This is a genomic window from Arthrobacter sp. B1805, assembly GCF_002929745.1.
Classification (GTDB): domain Bacteria; phylum Actinomycetota; class Actinomycetes; order Actinomycetales; family Micrococcaceae; genus Arthrobacter_D.
Genome location: NZ_PJIQ01000029.1, coordinates 1 through 14,016, shown reverse-complemented (window position 1 = coordinate 14,016; position 14,016 = coordinate 1). Strand labels below are relative to the sequence as shown.

Annotated in this window: 13 protein-coding genes and 1 pseudogene; 5 read left to right on the top strand and 9 right to left on the bottom strand. The window is 64.1% G+C overall.

The features are described from left to right. A partial coding sequence (locus tag CXQ96_RS17355; protein ID WP_146070935.1) for a DUF808 family protein occupies positions 1-423 on the top strand: 423 nt, incomplete at its 5' end. Between the two features lie 183 nt (positions 424-606). Beyond that, on the top strand, positions 607-1,044 hold the full coding sequence (locus CXQ96_RS17350; RefSeq protein WP_104119263.1) for a DUF4307 domain-containing protein: 438 nt from the start codon (positions 607-609) through the stop codon (positions 1,042-1,044). 464 nt (positions 1,045-1,508) lie between these two features. On the opposite strand, the gene CXQ96_RS17340 is transcribed toward CXQ96_RS17350, so the two are convergent. From CXQ96_RS17340 to CXQ96_RS17315, 6 genes are all read right to left on the bottom strand, one after another. Further along, a complete protein-coding gene (locus CXQ96_RS17340; RefSeq protein ID WP_133083286.1) occupies positions 1,509-3,932 on the bottom strand; it encodes a DUF3488 and transglutaminase-like domain-containing protein in 2,424 nt (807 codons plus the stop codon). Positions 3,933-4,511: 579 nt separating this feature from the next. Beyond that, complete coding sequence (locus CXQ96_RS19015) at positions 4,512-5,306, bottom strand: DUF3093 domain-containing protein (RefSeq protein ID WP_308663000.1); 795 nt, start codon at positions 5,304-5,306, stop codon at positions 4,512-4,514. Beyond that, positions 5,303-6,904: a cytochrome c biogenesis protein ResB gene (locus CXQ96_RS17330; RefSeq protein ID WP_104119256.1), complete on the bottom strand. Its 1,602-nt coding sequence runs from the start codon at positions 6,902-6,904 to the stop codon at positions 5,303-5,305. Before CXQ96_RS17330 ends, CXQ96_RS19015 begins: the two co-directional genes overlap by 4 nt. A 139-nt stretch (positions 6,905-7,043) precedes the next feature. After that, entirely contained in the window at positions 7,044-7,712 is a 669-nt protein-coding gene (locus CXQ96_RS17325; RefSeq protein ID WP_104119254.1) for a TlpA disulfide reductase family protein, read from the bottom strand. A gap of 142 nt (positions 7,713-7,854) precedes the next feature. Then, entirely contained in the window at positions 7,855-8,604 is a 750-nt protein-coding gene (locus CXQ96_RS17320; protein ID WP_104119252.1) for a cytochrome c biogenesis CcdA family protein, read from the bottom strand. A gap of 203 nt (positions 8,605-8,807) precedes the next feature. Then, entirely contained in the window at positions 8,808-9,299 is a 492-nt protein-coding gene (locus CXQ96_RS17315; RefSeq protein WP_104119250.1) for a hypothetical protein, read from the bottom strand. A gap of 210 nt (positions 9,300-9,509) precedes the next feature. On the opposite strand from CXQ96_RS17315, the gene CXQ96_RS17310 reads away from it, so the two are divergent. The 3 genes and pseudogenes from CXQ96_RS17310 to lspA all read left to right on the top strand — a co-directional run bounded on the left by CXQ96_RS17310 (position 9,510) and on the right by lspA (position 10,563). Next, on the top strand, positions 9,510-9,869 hold the full coding sequence (locus tag CXQ96_RS17310) for a helix-turn-helix transcriptional regulator (RefSeq protein WP_104119248.1): 360 nt from the start codon (positions 9,510-9,512) through the stop codon (positions 9,867-9,869). Continuing rightward, a pseudogene (locus tag CXQ96_RS17305) lies at positions 9,866-9,967 on the top strand (cadmium transporter); the annotation flags it as partial. The gene CXQ96_RS17310 and the pseudogene CXQ96_RS17305, both read left to right, overlap by 4 nt. A gap of 77 nt (positions 9,968-10,044) precedes the next feature. After that, complete coding sequence (gene lspA / locus CXQ96_RS17300; protein WP_104119247.1) at positions 10,045-10,563, top strand: signal peptidase II; 519 nt, start codon at positions 10,045-10,047, stop codon at positions 10,561-10,563. Between the two features lie 159 nt (positions 10,564-10,722). Here the strand turns inward: lspA and CXQ96_RS17295 are convergent, their stop codons facing one another. The 3 genes from CXQ96_RS17295 to CXQ96_RS17285 form a co-directional block, all read right to left on the bottom strand. Further along, on the bottom strand, positions 10,723-11,997 hold the full coding sequence (locus CXQ96_RS17295) for a site-specific recombinase (RefSeq protein WP_258059182.1): 1,275 nt from the start codon (positions 11,995-11,997) through the stop codon (positions 10,723-10,725). A gap of 235 nt (positions 11,998-12,232) precedes the next feature. Continuing rightward, complete coding sequence (locus CXQ96_RS17290; RefSeq protein WP_104119245.1) at positions 12,233-12,571, bottom strand: helix-turn-helix transcriptional regulator; 339 nt, start codon at positions 12,569-12,571, stop codon at positions 12,233-12,235. Then, a complete protein-coding gene (locus CXQ96_RS17285) occupies positions 12,568-13,674 on the bottom strand; it encodes a site-specific integrase (protein WP_104119244.1) in 1,107 nt (368 codons plus the stop codon). The genes CXQ96_RS17290 and CXQ96_RS17285 overlap by 4 nt, the downstream gene beginning before the upstream one ends. Positions 13,675-14,016 lie beyond the last annotated feature (342 nt).

The window sequence follows — 14,016 nt, the reverse complement described above, 5'->3', positions numbered from 1 at the left end:
CTGCACCTCACCACCAAGGACTCCGCGGGCTCCAAGCGCCTCGGTGAGCTGCTCGTGAAGGGGATGCCCGCCGTGCTGACAGTGATAACGCTCGTCGGGACCATCGCCATGCTGTGGGTCGGTGGCCACATCATGCTGCAGGGGGCCTACGATCTGGGCTGGCACGCGCCCTATGACCTGGTCCACGTCCTCGAGCACCCCTTCGCCGGAGTCCCCGTAGCGGGCGGCTTCCTGGCCTGGCTCGTCAACACCCTGTGCTCGGCCGTCCTCGGACTCGCCTGGGGCCTTCTCGTCATGGCGATCGTGCACCCGCTCATGAAGGCGTTGCCGTTCGGGAAGAAGGGCGGGCACGAAGAGGGCGACATCCGTGCCGCAGTCGCCGGCCACCATGCGGCGGGACGCGACGGCGGCCCCGCCGCCTGACCGGGCCGTTAGGTGGATCTACATATTTGCTGTGAAGTGAGTGGATCTGTTTTCAAATGAAAGCGGCCCGAGTATGTGCATGTTCAAAGATCAGCTGAGGAGAACGGAGAAAATGAATATCAGACACAGGTCCGCACCTTCGGCAATCGATACGTTGTGGGCTTGGCGCGGCGAGACTCCGGCATGAGCGAATCGACTGCCGCTCAGCGGGGTACTGCAACCACCCGATATGGGCGATCTCGTGCGCGGCTATCCAGGCGGACAAAGCTCGTTCTCTTAGCCATCCTTCTGGCACTCGCAGTTATCGCTGCAGGGTTTCTGTCCATGACGAACACGGAACCGGTAAGTAGTAAGGATGTGGGGTTCAACGTTGAGCAGAATGGCTTCGCATCCGTTGATTTCGAGGTAATCAAGGATCCGGGAGCGACTGCGCAATGTGCCATTCAGGCGTTGAGCGAGAATTACGCGGTCGTGGGCTGGAAGATTGTCGACATCAGCCCGAACACAGTAGATGTGGGTGCTGATCAGGGGCGTTCCACTGCCCATCGGGTGCAGCTGCGGGTAGACTCGCCGGCGGTAAGCGGTGGAGTCAATTCATGTTGGTTGGTAGAGGATTCTTGACCAGCTGTTGTGGGTCATGACGTTGGTGACACGCGGGTGATGTAAGCGTAAGAAAGGGGTAGATCCCCGATCGCAGGATGGAAGTACCTCTACAAACATCCGTACGAAGGACCTACCCCTCATGACCCACTCTAACGCCCCATTAACACCCGGCGGAAGACGACGCCTGGTCGAACGCTGCCAGCACTGCCCGGTCGCCCACGTCGCGGCGGAGGCCGGGTGGCTCGTCACACGCTCTCGAAATGGGCGCACCGGTACGAGGGCGGGTGCTGAAGGTTTCATTGACTCGCGGCATAACGTCACCACAGTCGAACCCGTCGCTTACCGACGTTCATTTGTGGCTTGTGTACCCGTTCGGGGAATAACGATGCCGCAGAAAAATCATTCGCGCGTGAGGGCCATTGTCTCGGCAATCAGCAGCGAGGCTCACCGCACGTCTCTACCGCCAAGTTCAAGCCATATCGTCAGCGGCGGGGGTTGTCCCGGAAGCGGTTGAGCAGCGACTGTGGAAAGAGGCGGGCTTTAAGACGGGCTGACCAAGAGCTGCGGTGACGGAGCGCCCGCGTGACTGCATCGACGTCCGCCCAGTGGGGGGCCGCCATTGGGCGCACGAATATAACCGGTGGCTGGGCTCCGGTGCTTTCTCCTGTCCTGCTTTCCGGACCGTAATCGGAGTATTCTTCGTGCTCATAGGCCGTCCTCAGCCGTGCGAGGGACGTCGCCGGTTCTGCTGCCAGGGCGGCGTCGCGGGCGAGGCGGCCGGCGAAGGTGCGCGGCGTGTCCGTGGGCTGGAGCGGGTAGCCGTAGTCGCCGGCGATCTCCGTCGTCTCGGCCCACGCCGCGGTCGCCGCGCCGTCCGTGCCCGCGGAGACATCGGTTCCGGCCACGGCCCGTCGGCGCGACCGCGTCCTGGCCGTGCGGGCGAGGAACGGCAGGAATGCGAGCAGTGCGATGCCCGTGACGGCGAGCAGGCCGTCGACGGGCCGCGCCTCGTCGGAGGGCCCGTTCGCCCCGGCATCGTCGGCCGCGTCCGACCCCTCCGCCGTCGATCCTGACTGCCCGGTCACGTCGGGAAGGCCACCGGGATTGAGCGAGTCGGTGTCGTCGGCGCGGGGCCCCACCGGCGCGAACGCCTGCTGGGCGTAGGTGGGAACGACGCCGCGCGACGGGGTCGGTTCGAACTGGACCCATCCCACGCCCTCGAAGTACAGCTCCGGCCACGCGTGGGCATTGCGGGAGTCGACGACGAATTCGCGCAGCTCCGTTCCCTCGGGGCCCTCCTCCGTGTTGCCCGTGGGGCTGCCCGGTGTGTAGCCGATGGCGACGCGGCTGGGGATCCCCGCCGCGCGGGCCATGACGGCCATCGTCCCCGCGTAATGCACGCAGTACCCGGACTTCGACTCGAGGAACCGGGCCATCACGTCCAGGCCGCTGCCGTCGTACCCGCCGTCCACGGGTGCCTCCACCGAGTAGGTGAAGTCGGGCCCGCGCAGGAAGTTCTGGATCGCCATGGCCTTGTCGTAGGGATTCACGAACTCGCCGGCGATCTCCTCGGCCGTGGTGCGCACGATGTCCGGGGTGTCGTCCGGCAGCTGCGTGAAGATCTCCGGGACGGCGTCGGGGTCCGAGGGCCGGATGGCGCCGAGCCCGTCGCGCGTCAGCTCCGCCGAGCGGCTCTCCACGAGGTACCGCTGGCGCGCCGTCGAGCCTCCGTCCGTGGCGAGGATGGACAGGTTGGCCGGATCCCAGGCCCAGGTCCCCCGGACGTTCGAGACGCCCACCGGCGAATAGGGTGCCAGGAGCCAGGGGCTCGCGTAACTCTGCGTGGTGACGCGGGTGAAGACGGTCTGTGCCTCCGGTGGGATGACGGGCGCGCCCAGTTCATCCCCGATCTCGGTGACGCCCTGTTCGCGGTCCCCGTTCCGCTGTTCGGGCTCCCACCGCCTGCCGCTGAAGTCCTCGAGGGTGACCGCGCGGAGGTACAGGGGGGTGTCCGAATTGGTCGAGTAGGCGATCCGTCCGAAGCCCGTGGGATTGCGGAGGTCGTTGCCGAGCGTCACGGCGGGATTCAGTCCGGTGGCGGTGCCCCACACGTTCAGGCGCGCTCCCTGGGGGAAGGCGCCGGAGTTGAAGCCGGGGACGAACAGCGGCAGGACCACGGTCACGGCGAGGGCCGCCGCGCCGATGATCATGCTCCGGCCCGCGAAGCCCGAGGACGCCCGTGCGCCGCCCGATGCGAGCCGGTTCTTGCGCCACTGCGCCACCGCGAGGAGCAGCAGGTAGGCCACGACGGTGGCGAGAAAGGCGAACATCCCGACGCCGTTCGGCTTCACGATGGCCGGCGCGACCATGACGGTGAGGAGCCCCAGGCCGCTCGCGGCCGGCATGCGCATCGTCACCGCGAAGAGATCCACGATGATGGCGATGAGCCCCAGGGCTGCGCACGTGATGAGGAAGATCCCGGGGCCGGGCAGCACCGGAGCCACCTGGGAGACGACCGTCTCCTCGGCCTGGGCGAGGAGGCGCTGGAGCTGCAGCGAGGTGCCCGGCCCCGGCACGACGCCGAGGATGCTCTGCCGCGGGAAGAACTGGGCCGTGAGGGTGCCGACGAGCGCGAGCACACCCGCGAGGGGTGCCAGCACGGCGTTCAGGCGGAGTGCCCGCGTCAACGCCATCGCCAGCAGCACGGGGACGAGTGTGCGGACCACGGGCAGGAGCCACGTCCAGGGTTCCAGGACGCCGTCGAGGCTGGTGGCCGCGGCGAGCACGGCGAGGAGGGAAGCGCCCGTGACGGCCCAGTGCCAGGGATCGGCGGCGGGGGCCGGCGGGGTCGGCGTAGGGGGCACCGGCGCGGGGGCGGGGGTCGGCCGGGAGAGTGTCGAGGTCATGCCGGTCCCCTAATGGTGGAACCGCGGCCGGAGCGGGGTTGCTCCAGCGGGCCGGCTGCGGCGAAAGAGCGGTCCTGATGAAGGGTGTCCGGCAAGTACTGTGCGCTTGAAGGTCCGATCGGTAGCGACGACGGCTCCGACTATGACATCGTCCTCGTGCCCGTTGTCAGCAGGTAGGCGTACCCAGTGTCCTCGTATCATTCCAAGCATCGCGGTGTGCGGCCATCGCTCAGAGAGCTGGCTATTCAAGAAGACCATGATGACCCCGATCTTGCAGAAGAAGGGTAAGAAGCGGATGCGGTTACCCCTTCGGGTAACCAATCATCCTCTGGTTTGGTCGCGAGCGGGGAGACATGAACGCAACCCGGGTTCACAGCGGGAAGTTCCGTCAATCGCATCCGCGATCACGTGTCCGCCGTGTCCAGTTTTCTCGTGTACCCGTGTGAAGGGGAGTTGCTGCAGGCTCATCGTCGAGATTCATGCTGCTCCCGTTGTCTCAGGAGATCTGGCGCTAGCCGTTCTTCGTCGGAAGGTCGGCAGGGAAACTAGCTCCCCCGCCGAGCTCGTTCAGGGTTCTGATCAGCTCGAACGGTTCTGTTCAGGCTGGAAACGGGTGTCATTGAGAGTTCGGCTAAGTACTTGCGGCCGACGGGAAGAGAAGAGCCAGTAGGGTGTCTTGTCCTCCTCATCCGATACTTCAACGCGGACCACTCCGTCGATCCACCCGCGGATGCAGAGATAGGCCAAGCCATGCAAGCGAGTACCCCGTTGTGCTGTGGCATTCTCACCGACGAAACCTTGGGCCCGGCCTAGATACTGTCGTTCGATAGTTGCTCGTCCCACACGTACTTCTGCAGGTGTCACGCGGATCGTGGGCGTGGAGGTGAGGAGCGCGAAAATCAGGACAACCAGCGTCAAGATGGACGCGACGACGCCGATCAGCATGTCGATGGGCGCGAAGATGACGGCAGGAACGAAAGCTAGGCCTACTGTGAGAACCCAAATCCAGAAGCTCGGGTAGAGGCGCTCCTCGTACAGGACTTCGCCCTCCTGCCCTACAGATTTTGTGTGTTGTGGGGTGAGGCCGGGTATTTCGTGTGGCTGATACATGAGCGTCTTCCGGTCTGTGTGGTGGATGGCGGTGCCTGGCGCCTTGGAGCGTGTGCGGCGAGGCTTGGTGAGGATAATTCCGATGATGAACAGCAGGGCGGCGGCGGGGTAGCCGGTCGCTGCGTCCCACAGGGCGGACATGTGGGGTTGGCGTTGTGGCGAAGTCGTGAGGAAGTGCGCGACGCCGGTCAGAAGCCCGAGTGTCATCAGGATCGGCCCGACGAATCGTCGGGCTCTCGTAGCAATTAATGTCTTGGCGGTCATATGTGCTGCGGTGTGTCAGGTGATGGCAAGGGCTTTTTCTGCTCGTCGCTGCGTGAGGTGATACCCCAGCGGGCTGACAGTGCTTGCTCGAGTTTGGTGGCCTCGTTGCGCAGGCTCGGGTCTTCTCCTCGGGCGAGAAGCCCGTACTCGAGGGTGGTGCCTCCCTCTGGTGTTGCACCTGCTTTGATCCATACGCGCCGGCGCGCGGTGATGAGCGAGAGGATGAGCCCGGTCAGGGCGAGGGTGGAGAAAATCAGGGCACCGATTTTGCCCGGATCGTAGGTGATGTCGAGGGCGACGAAGCGTTTCAGGCTGTCGAACGTGATGGACCCTCGGCCGTCAGGCAGTTCGTAGGTTTGCCCTGGCTCAAGCACGATGCCGCCTGCGGCCAGGTCCCGTCCGTTGAGTTGCGTCAGGTCCGTGGTGTCCAGCTGGTACACGGACCGCGGTGTTCCATCGTCCAGGCCGAGATCACCGTAGTAGGAGTTGAGGTTCAGTCGGGGGTTAAAGGGATCCGGGTCGGAGCCGAAGGCCAGACCTTCGCTGTTCACGACGGCGGTCGGCAGGAAGAAGCCGACGAATCCGAGTTGATCAGGATTCGCGTCGGGCGCCTTAATGACGATCGTCGAGGTGTACGCCGTATCCGTGGGCTGGGATGGGACGGGGCCGGAAAAGGCGATGTTTCCTTCCCCATCGCGGACCTCGACGACGGGAGCGTATCCGTTCCCGACGAGATACACGTTGGTGCCACCGATGCCGATAGGGGCGTTGACCTTCAGGACCCGGTCCTCAGCGGGCTGGTCGGGGCTTTCCTGCACGGTCATCCGCGCGGTGAAGTCCAGGGGCTGACCGTAGGTGGCTTGTTCGTCCCGGTTGAAACGGACCTCGAAGTCGTTCAGGGTCAGCGCGAAGGGGGTGAGGGTGTCGGGGTTGAAGTTGGTGCCGGGGGAGAAGGAGTCGTAACCGATGAGGGCGTTGGTGAACCCTTCCCCTTCGACGATGAGTTTCTGTCCCCGGTAGCCGAACATGCCGCCGATAGCGACGGATACCAGCACGCCGATCAGAGCGGTGTGGAACAGCAGGTTCCCTGCTTCCTTCATGAAACCCCGCTCGGCGCCGACGGAGGGGGTGGCCGTATCTGCGTCGCGGATGTCGACCCGGTACCGGAGCTTCCGCAGGATCGCCGCGGCGTCTTTGACCGCCGTGGCCGGGTCGGGGCCGGGCGTTCCCGCGCCGTCACCGTTCAGGACGATGGTGCCGTGTTGGGGGAGTCGCGCGAACCGGCGGGGGGTGCGCGGGGGTGCTGATCGCAGTGCCTTGAGGTGGGCTTTGGTGCGGGGGAGGACGCATCCGACGAGGGACGTGAAAAGCAGGAGGTAGATCGCCGAGAACCAGACCGAGGAGAAGACGTCGAACATCTGCAGGCGGTCAAGCCAACGCCCTGTGTCGGGGTTGTCCTTCAGGTACTGGGTGACGACGGCAGGATTGGCTCGGCGTTGTGGGAACAGGGATCCGGGGACGGCGGCCACGGCCAGCAGCAGCAGCAACTGCAGGGCTGTCCTCATGCTGGTGAGCTGCCGCCATACCCAGCGAAGCATTTCACCGGCGCTCAGACTGGACACCGAAATATCGGGTGTCTGATCCGGCCTCGAATCGAGGCCTTGGTCAGGTGCCTGGCCGGGAGCGTCCTCTGCTGTCTGACCGGGTGTCTGCCTGGGTGTCTGACCGGATGAGGGGTTAGCTGGCATCGTCGGTTCCTGCCGTCGTGGACGGGTTAGGCGGTGCAGCGGGGCCATCTTCGGCGAGTGCGTCTGCGATCAGGGTCTTGAGGGTACTTTCGTCGGCGACGCCGAGGATGCGGGCGCTGACGCGCCCCTGCCGGTCCAGGACCAGGGTTGTGGGCACGGCCTGCGGCGGCACATAACTCGTCAGGCTCAGAAGCAGCTTCCCGTCGCGGTCTACGAAGCTGGGATAGGTGATGCCGAAGTTCCGTTCGAACGCCTCAGCCGTGGACTTTTCGTCGCGGACGTTGATGCCGTAGAACCTGACGCCCTCGGGTGCGAAGGAGGAGCTCAACGTCTGCAGCATGGGCGCTTCGACCCGGCAGGGGGCGCAGGCCGCGTACCAGACGTTCAGGACGACGACGTCGCCCACCCATTGGCTGGAGTCGACGGTCGTTCCGTCGTAGAGCTCGCCCATAACGTCCACGGGTTCGCTCCGGGTGCCGGGAGCGTATTCGGCGACCGACCCGTCGCCGGCGATGTAGTTCTTGTTGTCGCCGGCGTTGGCCTGCTCGGCAAGGGAGTTGTTCTGCGCCGAGCATCCGGTGATGAGCAGTGTCGCCGTCGCTAGCAAAGCTACGAGTGTTGACGCGCGGGAGCGGGGGCGCGAACTACCGGGCGCCATTGAATCCTGTCGGGGCGCACAGGGCGCGGGCGGAGTTCCTGGTGCGTGGAGCTGATGTGGGTTGGTGGGGGTGGGGGCACTCATGAGGCGATCTCTTCTCGATCGTGGTGTGCACGGGGGAGGGGTGCGTTCAGGGGAAGCATCAGACGGGGGTGAGGAACGTTCCTGCGAGGTTCTGGAGCTGGTAGATCCACAGCATCCAGACGCCGGTGACCATGAGAACTCCGACCAGAACGAGCAGGGCACCGCCGATGAGGTTGAAAACGCGGATGTGGCGGCGTACGAAGGACAGGGCGGTAGTGACCCACTGCACTCCCAGCGCGACGAGGATGAACGGTACGCCCAAGCCCAGGCAGTAGACGAATCCCAGGAGCGCCCCACGCCACGCGGTGCCGGTGGTGGTGCTCAGAGCCAGGACAGCGCTGAGGGTGGGGCCCATGCAGGGAGTCCAGCCCAGACCGAAGACCACACCGAGCAGGGGTGCACCGGCGACGCCGGTGCGCGGCCGCCATGACATTTTCGCGGTCCGCTGCAGGAACGGAAGCCGGCCGACCAGTGCCAGTCCCATCACAATGACGAACACGCCGAGGACCCGGATGAGTGGGTCCTGCCAGCGTAGAAGCCAGGAACCGATGACACCGAACGCGGCGCCGTAGAGGGTGAACACGAGGGCGAAGCCGAGGATGAACAGGGCGACACCGGTCAGCAGGCGGCGCCGGTTGTCCGGGCGGCCGGGTTCCGCTAGTCCGGAGACATAGCCGAGGTAGCCCGGGATGAGCGGCAGGATGCAAGGGGAGAGGAAGGACACGAACCCTGCAATCATCGCCAAGGGTATTGCGGCCAGCAGCGCCCCGGACTGGACACTGTCCGCGAAGTATTCACCGATGCTCATCAGTGATGTACCAGCCGGGCCGCGATGGTTGCCGGGCAGGCAAGGGTTCGAGGGTGATGCAGGGAAGTCATGGGTGGGGTCCTTGGAAACACGACAGCACACAGCAAGAGAGCGTGAGGCCGCCGCGAAAAGTAGGCAGGGCTCGTCCGGCAGTCATTGAACCTGGCGAAGGAGCGGGGCGGACACGGGAGAGGCGCTGAATCCTAGATACGGCTGATCGACAGTTGCAGCAGGCAGACGCCGTTTGAGTGCAGAAGGGGCGGTACGGACGGGCATAACTCCTGCGTCCTGTTACGGCCGGGCAGGAAGACCATCGTGCGCAGACAGTAGAGGCCTATGAGACCGGCAACGACGAGCACCATCGAACACAAAGCGGTCGCTACCAGGTGCCCATCAGGACAGGCGGCAGCACACACATCTTCCAGGAGGGCGTGCTGACTGAAGTCCGGCCCTATAAAGGGGGACGGGGTCTGGTAAAGGACCTCAGCAGGCATCAGGGCTGCGGGGGAAGCGGCTGCCTGTTGCATGATCGTCGTCACAGAGGCGGGCTGTCCGGTTCCACCGCTGCTGTTCGAGAGCGCCGTCCCGGCCCACACGTGCAGGATGGTGATACCCAGCAGGAGAACGAGAACCCGCAGGTGCCACCGGGCTGGCGAGGGAACGGCAGAGGAATTCAAGAGCATCATCTGATGCATGACTCTCCCAACACTCCTGCTGCATCGTTTGTTCTCAACGGCCTGGCCCTACCTCATTCTACCGGCGGACAGTAACGGCCCTGATCCGATGGGCGTCCCTCGAGTACCGCGGCCAGGGCCCACAGCCGATCTCGGTAGAGCCGCACGGGTACATCCGCTCATCAAACCGACCCTCCTCGCCGATTCAGCCATTCATGTATAGTACAGCGAGTGCTGACTGATAAACCACGCCTTGATGTGATGAACCGTCTGGGGCGGGCGATGGCCGATCCGACCCGGTCCCGCCTCCTCATGACCCTGCTCGACCATCCCGCCTATCCGGCGGACCTCGCCCGCGAGCTGGAGCTCACCCGGTCAAATGTCTCCAATCACCTTGCGTGCCTTCGGGACTGCGGCATCGTCATCGCACGCGCCGAGGGCCGGCACACGCGCTACCAGATAGCTGATCCACACCTGGCTAAGATCCTGACGTCGCTGGTTGAGGTAAGCCTCGCGGTCAATGAAGGAGCACCGTGCCTGGAGGCCGGATGCTCTCTGCCCGGTTGCCAGGATTCGGTGGTCACTGCGTGATTCCGCCCTCGATCCTCCCAGCCATGGGCCTGTTCTTTCTCACCACCATCGATGACACCATCGTCCTCGCCCTGTTCTTCGCGCGCGGAACGGGACAATGAGGAACCACTGCCCGCGTCCTCGGCGGACAGTACCTTTTTCACAGCGCCTCGGACGGCAACAGGAGGAAACCGTGATGAGTGAAGACGAGCCTGCTGCCTCCGCTGCATCCAGAGCACGCAAGAGAACCCGGGTTTGGATGCTGGTCGGGTCTCTGATCCTGGTAGGTGTTGACCTCGCCGTGAAGGCAATCGTCGAACTGCAGCTGCGTGAGGGCCAGACCATCGAGGGCGGACTCGTGGACCTGCGGCTGCACTTCAACCCGGGTGTCGCGTTCAGCTTCGGGGCCGATCTGCCGCCGATTGTCATCCTCCTCGGCACTGGGGCGATCATCGTAGGACTGGCGTGGTTCCTCCTGGCGTCAGCCCCGACGCTGGGCCGCCTGGGCCAAGTAGGAGGGTTTCTGCTTCTTGGCGGGGCACTGGGCAATTTGCTCGATCGGCTGGCCGACGGTGGTGTGGCCGATTACCTGCACGTCTCCTGGTTCTCCACCTTCAACCTTGCTGATGTCTTCGTCTCGATCGGTGTCGGGCTGCTAATCCTGGGAACCTTGGTGGGCCCCCGCGGCCGCACCCCCGAGTCGCATGACTTCTAACTTCCCTGCCACACGTTCTAAATCTCCGTGTCAGTCTCCGCGTCAGTCACTGACGCCAGCATCGAGAGCCATTCGGGTTGGGGTTTACCGGAGCCTGAGGCAGGTGGGGGGACCCATAGACGTCAACATAAGCGGGAACGGGACTTATCGTTTTGAGTCCTATTCGCTGCCTAGTGGTCGGTGTTTGGGTGGGGTGTGGGTGGGGAGAGGGATTTTCCCTGCGTAGCTGGCCATGGTTGTGCCGACGTCGGTGGCGTGTTTGTGGATGACTTGGTAGCTGTAGCCGAGGGCATTAGCGACCAGTGTGGGTGGTAGTTCCTGGATCAGACCGCGCAGGGCGGTGTTGCGTGCTCCGCCTGGGTTGATGCCCAGGGTACGGAGTTGACCCATCATCGTGTCGGCGTGGATGTGTTGTCCTGGGATGGTGCTGGGGAAGAGCCATTGATTCCCGCGGTTGCCGGTTCGCAGGTTGGGGCGGTGGTGGAGGTGTTCCCAGAACATGGGGGCTATCTGGGCAGGAACCAGGACGGGGGTGTTGCCGAGGTTCAGATGCAATCCGTTAGGTAGGGCCTGGATGTCGGAGCATTTCAGGGCGGCGATTTTTCCGACGGGTTGGCCGAAGAGCAGCAGGATCAGGGCCGCGACCCGGTAGGTGAGGGGTATTTCGCTGGACTCGACGCAGTTGCGGATGAGTTCGAGGCGTTGTTGCTGGGTGATCAGGGGTGTCGTGGCGGCGTAACGGTGCGGTACGTGGATCTTGTCGATGTCCTTGTTCTTGATGAGCCAGATGATGAACGTGCGGATCGTGTATCGGGTGGAGGGCCCGTCGGCGAGGTATGCGTCGATGTGGGCCTGCTGTATGCCGGTGCTGGTCAGGTCGTGGGTGGTGTCGAGCCAGGTGAGGAACTTCCCAGCTTCGGTGATTTCCTGTTTCGCGGAGCGGACGGCCGTGTTGAGGTTCTTGTCTGGGGCGGCCATGGCGCGGAGGCGTTTGAGGTGGTGCCAGCGGGCAAAGCGTTCGATGGGTGTCTGGATGTGTGGGGTTCCGGCGAGGTCCATGATTCGGGTGGTCAGCCAGCGTTCGAAAGCTGCGAGTTGGCGGTCCCGGCCCTCGAGCATGCCGTGATGGATGAGCAGTTCCCGCAGGTATTCCACGGACCGTGATCCGGGCAGGGCGTCAAAGGCTTCGTGGGTGAGTGCGATGGTGCGCGTGCCGAGTCCTTCGAGGAGGTGCCTGGTTTTGGCTCCGCGCATCCAGGTGTAGACGCTCTCGGGGCGATCGGCCCCGGCCAGGACACCGATGAGGCGTTTGAGACGCAGGTCCGGGGGACTGGTGGGGTGCAGGAGCTGTTCCAGGTCGGTCTTGAGTACGCAGCGGATGCAGTGGCCGGCACGGAACCTCTCGGTTTCGGTGCCGCACCCGTCGCAGGTCATGGTGGTGGTGATGCCGGCGCAGTCCCGGCAGATGTGTGCCCCCTCAGCGGTTCTACCCGGGAGCAGTCGTTCGTCGCCGCAAATGGGACACGTTCCCCGGGTCCGCAGGGCAGTGGTGAAGCAGATCCCGCAAATCGGCCCATCGGGCCATGCCACCCGGATTTTGGCGGCCATGCGATTGCATCGGGCGCACCGGTGCTCGCCGTGGGACCGGGGCCGGCCACGCGGGGCGGGTTCAGTCCTCAAGGATCCGTGCCCTGACGGGTTTGTAGGCGTCAGCGAAACGGACCACGTTTTCCCCGGAGGTAACGGCCTGTTGCTGGCGTTTGGACTTGGCATCGGTGGCAGTGAAGGTGAACAGTTCGTTGGCTTCGACGCCGAAGATGTCGCAGAGGGCAGCCAGGAGCTGGAAGGAAATCCGTTCCGGGTTCTGGCTGACCATGCGGTAGATCTGTGACTCGGAGAGAGTGATGCCCCGTTCACGGAGCGGCCCCACGAGCTCACGGGTCGTGCGCATGCCGTGCCGGGCCATCAGTTCCCGGGCCCGCCACCGGTATTCGATGTCCCGTTTCACTCTCGTTCCTCCTCCGGCCTGACGGCCCTGTCGATCATGTCTTCAAGCACCCGGTTGAGTTCACTGGTCTGATAGTCGCTGGAGACGGCCGTATAAAGGGAGGTCGTCGAGGCGTGTTCATGGCCGACCTGCCGTTGAACAAAGGTGTGGTCGAAGCCGAAGTGCTCGAAAAGGTGGGTCACGTAGGAACGGCGCAGGGAATGCATGTCCAGGCCTGGTGGGTAGCCGAGCTCATCGATGTAGTCACGGAAGCGACGGTGCAGGTTGGACTTGGGGACCGGCAGACCATTGGCCGTGGGGAAGACCTCCGATACGGCTGGGGTGAGCCAGGGCAGACCAACACGAATCCAGGTGTCCAGGACCTCGGGGGACCAGTCAAAAACCGTCAGCACAGAGCGTCTTTTGGGCGGGGAACCCCGCTGGGCCTTGCCATACCGGACCTGCAGGACACCGAACTCACCGAACTGCGGCGCCCGGTGGTTCCGGGAGAAGTCCACCGTCTGCAGGTGCGTGACCTCATTGGCCCGCAAACCCCAGGCATAGGCAGTCTTGAACACGGTCGCGTCCCGGTAAGCGGCCACCGCTCCCTTACGCCCCGACGACAGGACCCGTTCGACCTCGAGGTCGGCAAGATCAAAAAATCCCTGCAGCTCGACCCGGGTAAACGGCCTTTTCGCCGGGGCCTGTTCATTGTTCTGCACGTGCCGGGCCCGGTTGAACTCGGTAATGATCTGGGCAGGGGAGCGGCCGAACCCCTGCTGACAGATCCGGTCCCACTCATAAGCCGGATCGGTCAGGAAATCGCAGAACACCTTCAGATGGGTTTGATACGCGCGGATCGTCGCGAAGGCCAGATTCAGGATCGATCGCTCATGAGCGAAGAACTCATCAGCATCACCAACCGTCCAGTCCCACGGGAAATGCCCGGTGTAATCCACGAACCGACGGACCAGGCTCTCACGTCCCCGGATCGTGCCCGCCGTGAAGTTCCTGGCCAGCTGCTGCTGCTTCCAGCCCGTGAGCATGTCCTCGAACACCGCATCCGCACTGACGGCTTCCTGCCGCAGCGGAAGCCTGATCAATCGGCCCTCCAACGGGTCCATCACGGCCTCCGAAGCCTCTGCAGATAATGCACTCAGAGTGCATAAAATGCGAACGCCCGTCAAGGAAACCCCGAGAATCCGCGGAACCACCGGCCGCGTCGGCAGCTCAACCCATCAACCTCGTCACCCAACGCGCCGACGCCCGCCACAACTCCCCACAGCCTTACATCCCTGCAACGACGCGGATCTCAGCGCTCAGACAGCAAGACGAGGGGGAGTCGTACCACCGAGTCCTATTCAGCAGATCCTGCCATTGGATCTCTTCTACTGGCAACGGTGCATATTCGTTTCCGAACTATTCCTTGAACCCGCTTTGGGTTCCTGCGTTGTGGTGCCACTGTC

What these genes read in the sequence shown, in the direction of transcription:
- CXQ96_RS17350 (WP_104119263.1), top strand. Translation starts at nt 607, where the DNA reads ATGAGCGAATCGACTGCCGCTCAGCGGGGTACTGCAACCACCCGATAT.
- CXQ96_RS17340 (WP_133083286.1), bottom strand. Translation starts at nt 3,932, where the DNA reads ATGACCTCGACACTCTCCCGGCCGACCCCCGCCCCCGCGCCGGTGCCC.
- CXQ96_RS19015 (WP_308663000.1), bottom strand. Translation starts at nt 5,306, where the DNA reads ATGACCGCCAAGACATTAATTGCTACGAGAGCCCGACGATTCGTCGGG.
- CXQ96_RS17330 (WP_104119256.1), bottom strand. Translation starts at nt 6,904, where the DNA reads ATGCTTCGCTGGGTATGGCGGCAGCTCACCAGCATGAGGACAGCCCTG.
- CXQ96_RS17325 (WP_104119254.1), bottom strand. Translation starts at nt 7,712, where the DNA reads ATGGCGCCCGGTAGTTCGCGCCCCCGCTCCCGCGCGTCAACACTCGTA.
- CXQ96_RS17320 (WP_104119252.1), bottom strand. Translation starts at nt 8,604, where the DNA reads ATGAGCATCGGTGAATACTTCGCGGACAGTGTCCAGTCCGGGGCGCTG.
- CXQ96_RS17315 (WP_104119250.1), bottom strand. Translation starts at nt 9,299, where the DNA reads ATGCATCAGATGATGCTCTTGAATTCCTCTGCCGTTCCCTCGCCAGCC.
- lspA (WP_104119247.1), top strand. Translation starts at nt 10,045, where the DNA reads ATGAGTGAAGACGAGCCTGCTGCCTCCGCTGCATCCAGAGCACGCAAG.
- CXQ96_RS17295 (WP_258059182.1), bottom strand. Translation starts at nt 11,997, where the DNA reads ATGACCTGCGACGGGTGCGGCACCGAAACCGAGAGGTTCCGTGCCGGC.
- CXQ96_RS17285 (WP_104119244.1), bottom strand. Translation starts at nt 13,674, where the DNA reads ATGGACCCGTTGGAGGGCCGATTGATCAGGCTTCCGCTGCGGCAGGAA.